Origin of the sequence: Rhizobium sp. NXC24, from assembly GCF_002944315.1 — a bacterium.
GTDB lineage: Bacteria > Pseudomonadota > Alphaproteobacteria > Rhizobiales > Rhizobiaceae > Rhizobium.
The window spans coordinates 345,713-363,279 of record NZ_CP024313.1 but is presented as its reverse complement, the minus strand read 5'-3'; the positions used below and the strand labels follow the sequence as shown (position 1 = coordinate 363,279).

Here is a 17,567-nt window from a genome sequence, read left to right as displayed (position 1 = left end):
CTTTATAGGGAGGCAGATTCTGTTTGCGATGCTCGCTCGAGGGCTCTGGCTAAGAGCGGGCCGATGGCAGAAAGCGTGGCAGGGCGCATCATTTTCTCGTGCCGGCAGACAATGTCGTGGATACTGATGCGGCCGGTGACATAGCGCTGCCAGTCCTCCGGCTGAGATTCCTTGGCGGTCAGCGTCGCCCGGAAGAACAACAGATCCCCTTGGAAGGTTCTTGGTCTGAATTCTCGCATTAAGCGCGGGGCGTCACGAAAATTCCTGAATATACTCTCAACAAGTCGGTCGTCGAGGGTGGCCAACGCCTCAGTCTTTGCAAGGAGCCTCCGGATTTGCGCAGGAGATGGCACCGCATCCCCGAACTCGACCGGCCGGTCCGAGAACACATCGAGCAGCACCTCCATTAAATCCCGAATAGTCGGTTCAGGAGCAACTGCATGGGGCGCGTTACGCATCGGGTAGCCGTCGAGGTATGCGAGCAGGGAGACCTGCTCCCCCTTGTCCTGCAGGCGATTTGCGATTGCGTGGGCGACATGACAGCCGAAGGACCAGCCGAGCAAGTGATAGGGGCCACGAGGTTGCACTGAGTGTATCTCGTGGAGATAGTCTTCGGCCATTGCCTCAATCGATAATTCCGAAGTCTCCCCGTCGACGAAACCCAAGGCCTGCACGCCGTAGAGGGGGCGACCCTTTAGGTGCTGCAAGAGACCGGCATACGGCCAAGCGAGGCCGCCGGCAGGGTGGATGCAGAAAAGCGGTGGACGGCTACCTTGGGTGCGCAACGGCAGGAGCACATGGAGGGAGGCGGAGGCGGCCGCCTGCTCGTGATCGGCCCCGGCGAGACCAGCGGCGAGCTGGGCGGGGGTGGGGGCGTCGAATATGGCCCGGATCGGCAGCTCGACGGCGAGAGCGGCGCGGATGCGGCAAACCAGGCGAGTGGCGAGCAGCGAGTGACCGCCGAGCTCGAAGAAGTTATCCTCGGGGCCGACACGTTCCAGCCCCAACAGATCGGCGTAGAGCTTGCATAGCAGCGCCTCCTCTGGCGTCTGCGGCGCTCGCGTGCTGCGGCCCGCCATGACGGGCGCCGGCAGCGCCTTGCGGTCGAGCTTGCCGTTCGGGGTGAGGGGCAGGGCCTCGAGCCCGACGATCGCCGACGGCACCATGTGTTCGGGCAGCCGCGCCGCCGCATGCGCTCGTAGCGCCTGGGCGTCGAGGTCTTGGCCTGCCACCGCCACGACATAGCCGACCAGCTGCTGGCCCCCTGGGCCGTCCGCGCGCGCCACCACCGCTGCCTGTGCGACCGCCGGATGGGCGCTCAGCGCCGCCGCCACCTCTGCCGGCTCGATCCGAACGCCGCGTATTTTGACCTGGTCGTCGACCCGGCCGAGAAAGTCGAGCATGCCGTCCGCCCGCCATCGCGCCAGATCGCCGGTGCGATACATCCGCTCTCCCGGCTCGCCGAACGGGCATGCCACGAACCGTTCCGCCGTCAGGCTCGGGCGCCCGCAATACCCTCGCGCCAGACCCGTCCCCGCAATGTACAGCTCACCCGCCACACCTGCCGGCACCGGACGCAGCCTGCCGTCGAGCACGTACACACGAGTGTTCCAGATCGGTCGGCCGATCGGAGGAGGTTCCGGCGCCGTCAGCGGACCACTCATCGTCGCGAAGACCGTCGTCTCGGTCGGACCGTAGACGTTGATCATCCGGCGCTCAGCCGACCATCGCGCCACGAGGTCCGGCGAACAAGCCTCGCCTCCGACCAACAAAGTGGGCAAGGCGGTCGAGACGTTGGCATCGCTGCTGGCCAGCGCGGACGGCGGAATCAGGGCATGGGTGATAGAACGGCGGCGCAAGGTGGCGGCGAGTTGGCTGCCGAGCAGTGGGCCGGGCGGCGGCAGCACCAGGCAGGCACCCCCTGCGAAGGCTGTCAACAGCTCCCAAACAGCGGCATCGAAGCTCACCGAGGCGAATTGTAGCACGCGGGAGGCGCTCGTGACGCCTAAGCGCTCGATCTGGCTTTCCGCGAAGCCGGCGAGGCCGCAATGCGAAACGGCGACGCCCTTGGGTGTTCCGGTGGAGCCAGAGGTGTAGATGACGTAGGCGAGGTCGCGAATATCGAGCCGGCGAACGCGGTCGGCGTCAGTGGGAGGGGTGGCAGGGGCAGCGGCGATGGTGGCCCGCAACTGCGGCTCGTCGAGCAGCAGGCGGACGGGGCCGGCCGCAGGCAGGCGGGCGGCCAGTGCGGAGGTGGTGACCAGCGCCGCCGGGCCGGCGTCGTCGAGCATGAAGCCCAGTCGAGCCTCGGGATAGCCGGGATCGAGCGGCAGGTAGGCCGCTCCCGCCTTGAGGATGGCCAGCAGCGCAACGACCATCTCCGGCGAGCGCTCCAGGCAGATCGCCACCACCTGATCGGGCCCGATTCCCAGCCCGATCAGGTGATGCGCCAGCCGGTTAGCGCGGGCGTCAAGTTTGGCATAGCTGAGTTCCTGATCCTCGAAGATGAGCGCCGTGGCCGCGGGGCTGCGGCACACCTGCTGCTCGAACAGCGCCGGCAAGGTGGTCTCAGGCACCGGCCGGGCAGTGGCATTCCACTCCTCCACGATCTGCCGGCGCTCCGCGGGTGAAATAATTTCAAAGCGCTGTATCGGTATATCGGGCCATACCTCCAAAGCTTCTACCAGTTGTTCTAGTGCATTGGTCATATAGGTGCAGATCCGATCGACTTCGCTCGTCGACGCCATTTGCACCGTGAGGCGGAAAGTGTCTCCCAGATCGTCCACCGAAAACGTGAGGGGATAGTTGGACCGCTCCTCAAAACCGAGAAACTCAATTCCCTGCTCGGCGCGATCCAATTCACCAGAAATCTGTGGTTGGTCGCGTTGCTGACGGTAGTTCAGCAGGGCACTGAACAATGGCGCCGGCGCCAAGACCCGGCTACAACGCTGCGCTAAGAGGAGCGGCGCGTGCTCATGGCTCACCAACCGTGCTAGCAGGCCATGCGTCAGTCTTACGCCATCTCGCGGGCTCAGACCGCCAATCCTGATTCGGATCGGTAGCGTATTGATGAATGGTCCCTGTGCTCGATCCGCGCCAATGCCGGCTTGGAGGCGGCCGGTCAGCACGGTCCCGAACACGACGTCATCTCGTCCTGACACTGCTGCCAGCACATGCGCCCACGCTAGGTGAAACAGGCTGGCCGCACCGGCTCCGACTGCTTGCGCGGCTGCCTGCAGCCGCCCAGCGAAACGGGAATCCAGCGTCCGGCTTGCCTCCACGATCGCCGTCCCATCCTGTTGGACATCGAGCAAACCGAACGGCGCCGTCGGCTCATCGACATCACCCAGCATTTCCCGGAAAAACAATTCGTGCTTCTCGTCGGTCAGGCCGAGCCGAGCTCGTGCCACGAACTCACGGAACGGCTGCGCCACTGGAAGATGGTCGGCCCGGTTCGCTAGATGCGCCCGGATTTCCTCAAACAGCAGCCTCAAGGACGTAGCATCGTCCACCATATGATGGAAGAGCAACTGCAGGACCCAGCGATTGTTAGACGGATCCTGTGCTATATGGGCCCTTAGCAGCGGCGCCTGTGTGAGATCCAAGCGAAAATGTCGGGGGTTGAACTGCACGCGGAGCTGGTCCGCGATATCACCTGCATGCGGATCGAGACTGATCTCTTCGACCGCGAGATGCGCCTGTCGCCATACCACCTGCACCGGCTCTACCATGTCCTGCCAAAGCACGGCGGAACGCAGGACATCATTTCGGTGGATCGCTGCCCGTAGTGCTTGCAACAAGTTGTCCACGCGCGGCCGGCTGTCAACGCCCACCGTCACCTGCGACAGGTAGGGATCGCCCGCAGTTGCCGTCAGATGATGGAACAGCATTCCCTCTTGCAGGGGTGTCAGTGGGTAGATGTCCTGGATATTCGCCACTCCGCCGGGCACATGTTCGACGATCCGAGCGATCTCCCGCTCGCTCAGCTGCACCAGCGGCAGCATGGCTGGCGTTATCACTTCGCACTGCGGCGGAATGCGGTTTTCAGGAACCTCGATGAGGTTACTGCGGCAAGATGTTACTGCTGCCGCTAAGGCAGCCAGTGTGGGTGCTTCAAAAATCGTGCGCACATCGGCGTGAAAGCCTGCCTGGCCTGAGAGTGCAATCAACTTTGGTACCAGCAGCGAATGGCCGCCTAGCGCAAAGAAATTGTCGTGTCGACCGACACGCTCAAGCTGCAGCACCTCAGCCCAGATCGCTGCCAGGAGCTGTTCTGTATACCCCTCAGGCGGCACATAGTCATCTTTGGCCGTCGCCATGACGGGCGCCGGCAGCGCCTTGCGGTCGAGCTTGCCGTTCGGGGTGAGGGGCAGGGCCTCGAGCCCGACGATCGCCGACGGCACCATGTGTTCGGGCAGCCGCGCCGCCGCATGCGCTCGTAGCGCCTGGGCGTCGAGGTCTTGGCCTGCCACCGCCACGACATAGCCGACCAGCTGCTGGCCCCCTGGGCCGTCCGCGCGCGCCACCACCGCTGCCTGTGCGACCGCCGGATGGGCGCTCAGCGCCGCCGCCACCTCTGCCGGCTCGATCCGAACGCCGCGTATTTTGACCTGGTCGTCGACCCGGCCGAGAAAGTCGAGCATGCCGTCCGCCCGCCATCGCGCCAGATCGCCGGTGCGATACATCCGCTCTCCCGGCTCGCCGAACGGGCATGCCACGAACCGTTCCGCCGTCAGGCTCGGGCGCCCGCAATACCCTCGCGCCAGACCCGTCCCCGCAATGTACAGCTCACCCGCCACACCTGCCGGCACCGGACGCAGCCTGCCGTCGAGCACGTACACACGAGTGTTCCAGATCGGTCGGCCGATCGGAGGAGGTTTGTGCCGATCGTGTTCATCGAGCGTGCATAATGCATATAAGCTGTCGCCGGTGGCTTCCGATGCGCCATAGAAGTTGAAGAACCGCGCCTCCGGCAGGCGCGCATTCAGAGCGGCGACATGGCTTCCGAGCAGCGCTTCACCGCTGGCCAGCCAAGCTCTGCACGAGATCAGGCTGTGCAAACCGGTCTGATCGAGCACGGCATTGAGCAAGCTCGGTACAAGGGTGACCCCAGAGACGCCTCGCAACTTGATCAAGTTTGCGATCTTGGCAGGGTCCCTAGCCATAGCACATGGTGCCAGCACGACCGAACTCTTATGGACCAGTGCCCCAAGGAGTTCGGTTGAGCCGTCAATGAAGCTGATGGAGCTTTTCGCAAGCACCGGCCCCTGTCCGTAGACCTGCAGCTCTCCAATCCAGCTCAAACGATTGACAAGGCCGGCATGAAGTCCGGCGACGCCCTTGGGTGTTCCGGTGGAGCCAGAGGTGTAGATGACGTAGGCGAGGTCGCGAATATCGAGCCGGCGAACGCGGTCGGCGTCAGTGGGAGGGGTGGCAGGGGCAGCGGCGATGGTGGCCCGCAACTGCGGCTCGTCGAGCAGCAGGCGGACGGGACCGGTCGCAGGCAGGCGGGCGGCCAGTGCGGAGGTGGTGACCAGCGCCGCCGGGCCGGCGTCGTCGAGCATGAAGCCCAGTCGAGCCTCGGGATAGCCGGGATCGAGCGGCAGGTAGGCCGCTCCCGCCTTGAGGATGGCCAGCAGCGCAACGACCATCTCCGGCGAGCGCTCCAGGCAGATCGCCACCACCTGATCGGGCCCGATTCCCAGCCCGATCAGGTGATGCGCCAGCCGGTTAGCGCGGGCGTCAAGTTTGGCATAGCTGAGTTCCTGATCCTCGAAGATGAGCGCCGTGGCCGCGGGGCTGCGGCACACCTGCTGCTCGAACAGCGCCGGCAAGGTGGTCTCAGGCACCGGCCGGGCAGTGGCATTCCACTCCTCCACGATCTGCCGGCGCTCCGCGGGCGCGAGCAGCTCAAACGAACTGATCGGCCGCCCGGGCGCGGCAAGCACAGCCTCAAACAACAGCTCCAGTCGCGCCTGGTATGCGGCCAGATCGGCGGACGCGTAGACCGTCGCATTGGCATCGAGAGCAATCTCCAAGGGCGCGTCGGCACCGCGATCGAAGACGTAAAGGTCGAGGTCCCGGACCGGGCCGTTGGCCAAGTTTCGCGCCGCCGCAACATGACCCCCAAAGCTGAGCGAGTAGTCGAACGGCTCAATGTTGATCGCGGTGGTGAACAGATGCTGCCGATTGGCCGCGAGGCCGAGGTCACGGCGCAGGTCCTCATACCGATACCTCTGATGGCGCAGCGCTTGGCGTACCTCCCGGCCAACCTGGCCGATCAGGTCCATGAGGCTTGTGCCTGGCGTCACCGCCAAGCGCAGCGGCACCACATTCGAGACCATGCTCGGAATTTGCCGCAACGTCCGGCCCGCGCGCGCCGTGACCGGGCAGCCGATGACCAGGTCCGCTTGGTCGTGCATTCGATGGAGATAAGCGACCCCCAGCGCGATCATCAGTTGTGGCAGGGTGGCGCCGGCCCTCCGTGCCAGATCCCGCAACGCTTCTCCTGTCTCAACCGGTAGATGTGCCCGATGACGCAGGATGTCGCCGCCCGTCGATCGCCACCCAAGGGCACCCGCCGGTTCAGGCCGGTCTGCAAAGCGCTTGGTCCAATACGCTCGATCCCGCAGGAAAGCTTCTGTCTGGCGGTACTCGGCATCCGACGCAAGCAATTCCGCAAATGTGGGGAACGGGGAACGCTCCGGCACCCGGCCTGCGGCCAACGCCGTGTACACATCAGCCAAACGGCGCGCCAGCAGCGCCGCGCCGTAACCGTCCATGACTATGTGGTGATAATGTTGGAACCAGAAGGCACGGTCAGGCCCCGCGTGGAACAGGGCGTAGGCGAAGAGCGGCCCGTGCACCAGATCGGCCGGCCGGGCGAGGTCCGCCTGCATCCAGGCCTCTGCCGCAGCGCGTGGATCGGCTTCGGCACTGACGTCGATCACCGGGAAGGACCAGTCGGTCCGGCGGCGACGAATTTGCCGCGGCCCCTCGTCACCATCGAAGAAACTAACGTGCAAGCTCTCTGCCTCGCACACCGTCTGGCGTAGCGCCCTCTCGAACAAAATTTGATCGACCGGCCCCTGGATTTCCAGATATTCGGCGATGTTATAGCGCGCGGTCCCCGGCGTGAGTTGTTCGGCCAGCCAGATTTCCGTCTGCGGTGCAGTGAGCCGATGAACGTTCTGCTGCATGCCATTCATGGCTCGCCGCTCCCCGGCTCAACACGGTACGGTGCAGAGGCCATCGGTGAGCTTGCATCGATTCTCTGCCAGCGGAGGTAACTGTCGCAGATCGGCTGCGGCACGGCATCCTGAAGCCGCCGGCCGATCAGAGCCTGCAGGGAAACCTGGAGCATTCTGCTCATTTGTTGCAAGGCGATCAGAATCGGCCGGACAGTCATGCTAGCGTGGCGCGTACACCCACGATGACCCGTCGACTGGCAGGGCACCTCCGAGACAGCGGGAAACCTTCCGGCCCTGCGCGAGACGAACCAGGTGGCAAGCGCCTGTTCAGCGAACCTGTTCACAGTGAGCTTCCTTGTCGGTTCGTGCCGCAGTGTGGTTGCTGACGGCTAAGCAACCGTCGTACCAAGTCAGAAAACTCCTCAAAACAATGCTACTCTGGAGACCGAGCTGCGCTTTATGTCCGACATTGTCAGCAATACGACATTACGGGGAGAACAAGCCTCAAGCAGGTGTCATGCTCCGACGTCGATTCCCATGATATATGGCGATATCCTCGAGGGGGGCTCTGTTGCAAAAACTCCGGTGGTTGGATAGATCCTTGTCTCGCCTGCCGTTACGCGGCCGGAGCGCCGAGATTTGAGGTGAGCAGAGTTATGGCTTCCGTCAAGGCGCTCGGTCCGATACCGAAAGCCCGCTCGACAATGCGGGCTTCTCCGCGGATGTCGCGCGTCAGGTTGAAAACAGCAGCCTGTCCTTTGCGTAGAGCCCGCATGACCTCGAAACCCTTGATCGTTGCGTAGGCGGTTTTCAACGTCTCGAACCCTTTCACCGGTCTGATCAACTGTTTTAGCTTGCCATGATCGGCCTCAATGACATTGTTCAAATATTTGACCTGCCGATGCACGAGATTTCCTCGGCATTTGCGTTCGGCCTTCAGTTCCGAAATCGCGATCCCGTAAGTCGGCGCCTTGTCGGTGTTGATGACCGTTGGCTTTTCCCAATCCTTCAGACCGTTCAAAGCCTTACCGAGGAAGCGCTTGGCCGCTTTGCCATTCCGTGTCGGAGACAGATAGAAGCCTTGGAAGGCGGTGATAGGCGACGGAGAAGTCCTCGCGGCATGCCTTATTTCCGAGCGCGCAGGCAAGCCAGCTCTTTCCGACGCCGGCGGGTCCGATCAACAGTAGGCTATGGCGCTGAGAGATCCAGTCGCAACCGGCGAGCTTCATGAATAGATTGCGGTCCAGGCCTCGGGGGGCTCGGAAGTCAGCGTTCTCGATCTGGGCGTCATGACGCAGCTTTCCACCCCAGGCGCCTGAAGATAAGGAATCCTTGCCGGTCCGGGCATTGATTGGCTCTTGTAGATTTGGAGCGGAATGCCAAGGCATCACGAAATTGCCGGACCATTCACGATCGCTTTAAATGCAAATCAAAACCTCGTGCGTCACGAAGAAAGGGTTTCGGATGATACAGATCGCCGTTGACACGCCTCAATAAATACTGCCGTTAGTATTAGGCCATTTGAAATAGTGAAGCGGCCGCGAAGCTCTCGTGGACAATCGGCTGCCGGCACACACGTGTGTGGAAGCTGAACAATAAATGAGCCATCTTCTGGAATGATAGTCACCACGGCGTCCTGGAAGCCCAGCCATTCACGCGTGAGCGGAAACCACGCCTTGAAGATACTCTCCTTGACGCTGAAGAGCAGCCGGTCCCAATTGATATGCTCGGATGCGTTCGCGATCCAACGGCGTTCCTCATGGCTCGATATGAGCGACAACACGCCTGAGGGCAGCTCCTCGTCTACTTCGGCATCGATTCCAAGCGCGATGTAGTCCTTCTGCATGGCCACCGCCGCAGCATAGAATCCGGCGCAATGTGTTATGCTGCCAACGATGCCAGACGGCCAAAGCGGTTCCCTGTTAGGTCCGCTTGGGATCGGACAAGAGGGAAAGCCAAGTTTGCACAATGCCGCCCTGGCACAGGCCCGCCCGATCGAAAATTCATGCCTTCTGCTCTTGACCGCTGTCGCAATTGCACTCTCTTCTCCGGCCATCACTTGGATTTCGGGGACTTCATTTGCTCGAGATGTTTGCACGGCAACGTTCGGTGGGAGCAGCTTTTCTAGCATGAGATTTCCGCTCATTCGAGCACGTCCTATTTGATCGGGAACTCGTGCAAGATCACGCTGGATCGGTGCATTCTCGCTCGGCGTTAAAATCAATTGCCATGCGTAAGTATGACCTCGTTTTTTTGGATTGGCTGGTCAATCCCAAGCGAATCCGCAATCATCGCCACGTTCGCATCAACTCTCAGTCTTAACCAGCCGCTCCCGGAGAAACGAGCATTTCTTTGAGATCGCCGAACTGCCTGACTATTACAAATACAGCAAGCAGCCCGGCCAGAAGCTCAGCAGTTGCCTGGCTGATTAATAGTCCTTTGAAGCCCCAAATGTCGGGCAACAGCAGTACGGCTGGTACGAATAGATATCCTTGCCTCGCGAATGAAACGACTGCACTCAGACGGGCCTTCCCGAATGACTGAAGCATTGTGATCGCTACATACTGAACACCAAAAAGCCCGAAAAAGAGATGGAACATGATGCAAGTGGAGACAGCGATTTCAGTCATGTCCTCGCTGTCGCTGAAAAGTCGGACGATTGGCCGGGCGAAAATCACAACCACAGCAGAAAAGCTGGCTGAAAATGCAACGGCTATAGAGAGCATGAACTTAGCAGCCCTCTGTACCCGAGCGAAATCCTGTGCTCCCCAGCTGAAACCGAGAACCGCCTGGGAGCCTATGCATAGGCCAGTGATTGGGAGTGCCCCGATCGTCAACAATCGTGCAGCTATGCCCACCGCGGCAACGGAATTGTCGCCGAATTGCGCAGCGGCCCTGTTCAAGAGCACGAACGCAACAGCAGACAAAATGCCAGTGATGGTTGCAGGGGCTCCAATGGCGGCGAGTTGCTGTACGCGCTCACCCCTCCAAGTTATGTAAGAGGGCCGGACACGGACAATTCCCCATTGCTTCACGAAATATAGAAGGTAGAGGCTGGCGGCGGCGAGCTGCGCCGAAAAGGTTGCGAGCGCCGCCCCGCGAATTCCGAGGTGCAGGGAAAAAATCAGAATCGGATCGAGCGCGGCATTCAGCACAAAAGCCGTGATCATGGTCCACATGCTGAAGCGTGTATTACCCTCAGCCCTCACTATAAACCCGTTGACCATATTCAATAACATCAGAGTGTAACCAAATAGGAGCGTCGATGCGTAGTCGAGTGCGGCTGGCATTATGGTCGGACTGGCGCCGAGCAACGCGAGAACGTCGCGCAAACCGAAAAGCAGAGCGCCGGTAAGTGCCACTCCGATCGGAGCCGCTAGAGCGAGCGCCAAGCTCGCGCCTCGATTCGCCTCCAAAGAGTTGCCAGCGCCAAGATTGCGCGACACGAACGACGCCGCGCCGACGCCAACCCCCTGCCCAACTGCCGTGAGCAGGACGATCAAGGGTAACGTTATGCTGACTGCGGCGATAGCCTGTGCGCCGAGCCTGCCAACAAAGATTGCATTCACGAACTGTTGAAGCGCATTGATTGACAAACCGATCACGGAGGGAATGGCAAGCCGTATAACGAGGCCGGAAACCTTCCCCTTCAACAAACTAGTATGCTCCGCCGGTGAAGCCATGCGCTCATCTATGCCCTTCATCATCAGTTGCTGTGCCGGTCTCATGCGTAATTGACTCGCTGTGCAGCCTCGCCAAATGCATCGACAGTCCGCAGGAGTTCCTCGCGGAACATCGTACAGAGATTGCGGGTGGTTTCGTAGCCGACTTGTCGTGGATCATATCTCACTTCGATACGCAGTTCGTCCGATTCGTATCCGATGCGAAACCAGAAAAGGTAGTTCATAACGGACTGATCCATATCTTCGCCGATCCACAATCGGTGTGGATCTCTGCATAGCAGACGGCGCGGATAATGATGTTGGAGTCTAGCTCGATAGTTTAGCCCGATGCGGGGTAACGGCAGACGATCGATCCGCTCGCGCACAGCGGGATTCTGGTTCAAGAACTTCAGAGCACGGAAACCTATGCCTTGGCGCGGCAGCGAGCTGCGCTGCCGATATATGGAGCGGGCGCGGTCCAGACGAGACTCCGTTCCGGTAAGGAATAACGGAAGCGGCACCAGTTCACCGACATAACCGATGATTTGAGACGGGTCGATATCGTCGAATAGATGTCCCCTCGTCGAGGTGAGGCTGTCAATCCAGAGGGAGTAATTTCCAAAAGCGCGGCCAAATGCCCCCGAAATAGCCGCGAGCATGAGATCAAAATCCTCGCAATGCGCAGACCTCGCCGCAACCTTGAGAAGTTTCCCGGTTGTCTCCTCATCGATCCTTAAATGATATGTTGCCTGGTCTTTCCAAAGTGGCGCGCAGAATTCTTCATCGATCTGCTTCTCAGCGCCAATGTGGTGGAGCCGTTTGGCTGTTTCGGTTGAAAAACCGGCCGCAGACGAGCCGGCGTCGCTTACCCGCATGTCAAACCGTTCATATGGAAGGCCTTCCCAGTGCTCGAGCTCCGTTTCGGCTTCGCCATTCGCGTATCCGTCCAAACGCTTCAGCCATTGGGTCAGGGTCGTGGTCTCTGTAACCGCTGCGGTTTGGCCCGCAGCGAACGAATTGTAAGCTGCGTCCAGTGCATTCAGGAACAATCTGTATCCGACCCCATCTGCTACAAAATGATGCAGCAGAAGGAGCAAATAGTAATCGCCGCTTTCCGACGTCCGGAAAGCTGAGACCCTGATAAGAGATGTCAGACCGTCAAATCGAAACGAGCGCTGACGCTCCGCACAGGAGCGCTCAATGACTGCGAGTTGTTCCGATGTGTCTAGACCGACGAGGTCTATTTCCTCTATGAGGGGATGGGGTATCGATCCGATTACCTGCGAGAGGCCGCCCTTAGTTTGCACGATGCGGAGCCTAAGTCCTTCCTCCCGGCCGGCGACATGCGCAAGCGCATGTTCAAGAGTAGAGACGTTTAAGAGGCCGGCGGGCATGAAGAAGAGATCGCCGATATTGTAGTGCTCGCCGATTCCGACACGACTATTCCAATGTGAGACCGCAGGGGTCATTTTCAGCGGTTCATCGGAAACGGGCTCGGCACAGGTCATGGCCGAGGTCTGGTGCGTTACCAGCTCGCGGATTGTCGGTTTCCGGTGCAGTTGGCTGACTGTCAAGTTCAGTCCCGCCCTACGAGCCAGTGTAACGCAGCGCACGCTGAGGAGCGAATTTCCACCGATGTCAAAGAAGCTATCATCGATGCCGACAGATTTGGCATCCAACAGCTCGCGCCAGACATCGGCAAGGAGCCGCTCCCTCTCCGTCCGTGGCCTAGCGGATTTGGTCCTTCGCATCTTGCGGGACGAGACGGAAGACAGACGAGCCCGATCAATCTTCCCGCTTGCAGTGAGCGGTATACGGTGCACGATTCGAACATCTGACGGAATCATGTAGGAGGGCAGTGTCTGCCGCAGATGGTTGACAATGGCTCCAGAGGTCAGGCCGTCGAGAGCTGGGACCACAAGGGCAACCAGTCGCCGATCATCGTCTTCGCCCTGAACAAATGCGGCGGCCTGCGCAACACTGGAATGAGAGACGAGCGCCGTTTCAAGTTCCTCCAGCTCAATTCGGAAACCCCGAAGCTGAATTTGGTTATCTGCTCGACCGCAAATTTCCAGAAGGCCTTTGGCGGAGATGCGGGCAATATCACCGCTGCGATAAAGGATGCTGTATTGACCTCCGCCGTACGGATTCGGAACGAAACGGTGCTTTGTTCGCTGTGGGTCCTTCCAATACCCGGTGCTCACGCACCGTCCGGCAACGCAGAGCTCACCTGCGACTCCGGCGGGAACCTGTTTCAATTGTGTGTCAAGAACGTAAACTTTTACATTGTCGATCGGGCGCCCGACCGGCACAGCTGAAGAGCCGTCGTCGGCGTTCGATGTTCGGTACACGGCTGCATTAGACGCGCACTCGGTCGTGCCGTAAAAATTCCATAGCGGCACATCTGGAAAGCACTCTCGCCAGCGAATGGGAAGCGACGGCGGCATCAGTTCAGCGCTGCTTGTGACCAGGCGCAAGTTGGTTGTTTCCGGATGTCGCTTTTGAGAAGCGATTAAACCGGACAGAATGGGCGGAGAGGCAAACAACCGCGTGACGCGATATCGTGCCAATGCCCTCAATAAGAGGTCGGGGTCGAGCACCTGCTCTTGCGTCAGGATCAGCGTGGGCACTCCCTTCAGCAACCCTCCAAAATACTCCCATACCGCGGCAACGAGTGTTGCTGACTTCTGTGCCACCATCACGTCGACGCCATCGAAGGGAAAGCATCGCCACATCCAGTTCAGTCGGTTGAGTATCGCAGATTCGGGTATGAGTACGCCCTTCGCCTTCCCCGTTGAGGATGAAGTGTAAATTAGGCTGGCCGCGTCCTGAGTGGGCAACTCGACAGTTCGGTGGCAGATCCGTCCAGGGCCGGATGCAGCTTGGAGGACAGCCAGGTCGACGCACGGCACGCCGAAATCGACCCCTGCGTCCATGCCGGTATGAATAAGGAGCCTCGCGCCGCTATTTCTTACGATGTGGCCCACCCGGTCCCTTGGGTAATCAGGCGAGATCGGCACAATCGTTGCCTCCAAATCCCTGATTGCCAAACTTGTTGCCGCTACATCCGGCGACCGGTCGACCAGCATGGCGACGATGTCGCCCGCTCCCACCCCGCAAGTTCGCAGAAGCGACTGGATTGTAGCCATTCGGTCGCGCAGTTGGCCAAAGGTGATTTCTCCGAACTCGCCGAAGTACGCCACCCGATCGCTGTTTGAAGCGCTTACCTGATTGAACGCCTCCGTAAGTGAAGGCTGGTCCTCATACGACTGCTCGTCGCCCTTGAGGGAGTTTAGGATGACGATTTCCGACGGGCTGGGGGCGCTCAGGGCGACAATCGACTCGGCAGACCTATCAACACAGGCAGCAATGAGGTGGCGAAGATTATCGGCCATGCGGGCGATCACATCGCTTGAGAATGTGTCTTGCGCATAAGCCAGCTGCATTGCAATTTCATCGCCTTCATCTTGTGCATAAAGGGTAAGGTCGAACTTCACATAACCCGTGTCGTATTCGCGAAATGTCAGTTGCAGATCGCGTTTGCCCGATGGCTCCGGCGGCTCGGAGTACATGTTGAACATGACTTGGAAGATCGGCGATCGACCATGCTCGCGCAGGAACCTGGTATCTCTAACCATCCAGCTGAATGGATAGTCCGAATTCGCGATGGCATCGCTCATGAGGTCCTGCACATGAGCCGCGTGAGCCGCGAACGACTGATTGATGTCGATCTTCGTTCGGATTGGCAGCATGTTGAGGAAAAAGCCTACGATTTCCTCGGTGCCTGGTTGGCTACGCACGACGTGCGGCATACCAACGACAACGTCGTCTTGGCCGCTATACATACGCAACAGCAGCTTGAAGCATGCCAACAGGACAGCCGAAGTCGTGCACCTGTGCCGGCGCGCAAAATCTCGCACGTGGTCAGACAGCTCGCCGCCAAGATGAACCGCATGCGAGTTCCCGCGGTAGGAGCTCACTTTCGGCCGCACTCGATCGTCCCCGAGCGAAAGTACGGGAGGATTGTCGCCTATTTGCCGGCGCCAATAGCGGCGCTGGCCCTCCAGCGACTCCGGTGTAACATTTTCACTTTCCCAGAGCGCATAGGTTGAGAGTGATGGGCGATCCGTCGGAGAGACGGCAGAGTCTCGGGAGTATCTCGTTTGCAAATCTCTGAGCAGGATCGAAATTGACCATGCATCTATGATAATTTCGTGCGCGGTTATCAGCATGAGATGATCGTCCGCGCCAAGACGGATCAGCCGTGGTCGAAACAAATGCCCTTGGCTGAGATCAAAAGGGTTGGCGAGCTCCTTCAGTCGCAGTTCCGTCACAAGTTCCTCGGCCTGCTGTTCACTTAGATCGGTGGCATCTATCAACTCCAGATCGGCGCTCGGCGGATCATCAAAAATCTGAACCGGCCAGTCTTCGTCGATGAAGCGCGCGCAAAGCGCGTCATGCGCCTGAACAACGTCGCGCCAAGCTTTATTGAACGCGATCAGATCGATAGCACCCCGGATACGCACGCCGCCCTGAATCGTGTAGTTTTTCACGGTCGGATCAAGCTGCCAGAGAAACCAAAGGTGTTCTTGCACCCGCGTCAGGGGTGATCGCCTGAGGTTCCCGCAGGCTGGCAGTATCGTCTGCATCGTGTCGGATGGGCTCGATATTGACGCAGCAAGCGACCTGACGGTCCCATTCAGGACAATCCTGAAGTCCACCTTAGTCCCGAGCTGCCTTTGAACCTGAACCAATATAAGCATCGCTCGGAGCGAGTCGCCACCGAGGTCGATAAATTGGTCGCTGACGCCGATATCCTTGATCCGAAGAACGCTTGACCAAATATCCCGTAGCGTCCGTTCGAGTTCGGTCTTTGGTTCCTCGAATGGATTCGGCAGCTCGGGTCGAATGGTCGTCGAATCCGGCAAGGCGGTAAGATCCACTTTTCCGTTTCGGGTAACCGGAAGCCGGTCGACGCGAATGATGCGTTCCGGCAGCATGTAGGCAGGAAGCGCTTCGGCAACGAAGCTTCTGAGTTCTCGTTCTGAAAGTTCGGCAGGAGCCGACACATAGGCGACAATTCGCCGTGGTCCTGTTTGCCGGTCGGTGTTGTTTATGTCCCGAGCCGTGAGCTTCACGCTCTCGGCGACGGGTGCAACCGCGGCGGCGGCATTTACCAGAGGGTGAGCGCAGAGGCGAGACTCGATCTCTCCAAGTTCGATCCGGTGCCCGCGGATCTTGATCTGACGATCTCGTCGACCAAGGCACTCCAGCAGGCCGTTCGCCCTGATGCGCCCGAGATCGCCGGTCTTATAGAGCTGCCGATGGGATGGGTGCTCCGAGAATGGATTTGACGAAAAGGCTTCCTTGGTCCGCGCTTCATCATTGATGTAACCATCAGCGACACCGGCGCCACTAACACAAATTTCCCCAACTTCTCCCGTCTTGCACAGACGCAACCCGTTAGCGACGTAAACCTTAAGGTTGGCAATCGGCTTACCGATGGGGACATAGGCGTCAGCTGTGCTGGGCGGGAGAGATATCAAATGATGCGTAACTCCATCCGCACATTCAGTCGGGCCGTAGTGATTGAGAATTGGTATTTGAGGATAGAGTGTCAGCCAGCTGCGCGCCAATGCGGGCGTCAGCGGCTCGCCGACCGTGGACACCATGCGTAGGGCGTCGAGAAGCCGCCCGTCGGCCGAAAGGGCCTGCAGATATTCGACGAATACCGCAAGCACCGATGGGACGAACTGGACGATTGTCGCGCGATGTGCCTGCAAGGCCTCAAGAAGGGCCATCGGAGATCTCACCGTCGCATCATCTATGATCGCGACGCAAGTGCCGACACATAACCCTGCCAAAAGCTGCCACAGTGAGATATCAAAGCCGTGCGAAGCAGTTTGTGCGACACAGTCCCTATCGCTGAGCTCGAGTGCATCTATCTTGGCCATCAAATGGTTGTTTAAGCCAGCGCGCTTGACCATCACTCCTTTAGGTTTGCCCGTCGAGCCGGACGTAAAAAGAATGTAGGCAAGACGGCTTTCAATCGAAGTAGGCACTGCAGCAGAGGCACGGCCGCCGAGTAGCGCCGTCTGCACCGTCAAAAATTCTGGGCTGCAGTTGCCGCTTTCCTGAAACAGACCAAGCGCTTTCGGTCTTTCCGGCCCAATGATCAGGGTGCATTCACTCTGCTCAATCATGAAAGAAATGCGGGAGGCCGGCAAGGATGGATCAAGCGGCAAATAAGTTGAGCCGCTTTTCAGAATCGCGATTACAGTGGTTGCCCAATGAAGGTTTCGTTCACCACAATAGCCAACGACCATGCCCTGCGCCTTGCGCTCTCGCAGCGCTCTCGCAATTCGATCCGACTGCACTCGCAGGTCACCATATGTGAGTTCTTCCGCGCCATGCTTAATCGCTATCCTGTCCGGGAACGACACCGCGATTTCATCTATAGCGGCGACTAAATCGATAGGCTGACTTCCGACATTTTCGGACTTCGCAGTCTGGCCTTCGTTGAGCATAAGTTTCCTCGTAGGTTGGGGCGGTTAGTAGGTCCCAGCTGCCAATTTTTCCCTGTCGGATCCAGTAAGCTCCAAAAGTCATGCCAGTTACGCGAAGAGCGCTACCGCAAATTATACCGTTACGTTTCAGTAGTTTAACGGCGCGCCAGCAGATTGCGTCGGACCGGCGCGTGTCGCGAAATCGACGA

4 protein-coding genes and 2 pseudogenes are annotated in these 17,567 nt (G+C 59.6%); all 6 read right to left on the bottom strand.

Features of this window, described 5'->3' with window-relative positions:
* Window positions 1-2: 2 nt before the first annotated feature.
* Window positions 3-7,208, bottom strand: a complete 7,206-nt coding sequence (locus NXC24_RS23430; RefSeq protein WP_104825816.1) for a non-ribosomal peptide synthetase — start codon at window positions 7,206-7,208, stop codon at window positions 3-5.
* Between the two features lie 598 nt (window positions 7,209-7,806).
* A pseudogene (locus NXC24_RS23420) lies at window positions 7,807-8,268 on the bottom strand (DDE-type integrase/transposase/recombinase); the annotation flags it as partial.
* Window positions 8,261-8,491 (bottom strand): annotated as a pseudogene (locus tag NXC24_RS23415) (ATP-binding protein); the annotation flags it as partial. The pseudogenes NXC24_RS23415 and NXC24_RS23420, both read right to left, overlap by 8 nt.
* A gap of 143 nt (window positions 8,492-8,634) precedes the next feature.
* Window positions 8,635-9,336: a 4'-phosphopantetheinyl transferase superfamily protein gene (locus tag NXC24_RS23410; RefSeq protein WP_104825814.1), complete on the bottom strand. Its 702-nt coding sequence runs from the start codon at window positions 9,334-9,336 to the stop codon at window positions 8,635-8,637.
* 172 nt (window positions 9,337-9,508) lie between these two features.
* Complete coding sequence (locus tag NXC24_RS23405) at window positions 9,509-10,918, bottom strand: MATE family efflux transporter (protein WP_245464031.1); 1,410 nt, start codon at window positions 10,916-10,918, stop codon at window positions 9,509-9,511.
* On the bottom strand, window positions 10,915-17,379 hold the full coding sequence (locus NXC24_RS23400) for a non-ribosomal peptide synthetase (RefSeq protein WP_104825813.1): 6,465 nt from the start codon (window positions 17,377-17,379) through the stop codon (window positions 10,915-10,917). Before NXC24_RS23400 ends, NXC24_RS23405 begins: the two co-directional genes overlap by 4 nt.
* Window positions 17,380-17,567: the final 188 nt, after the last annotated feature.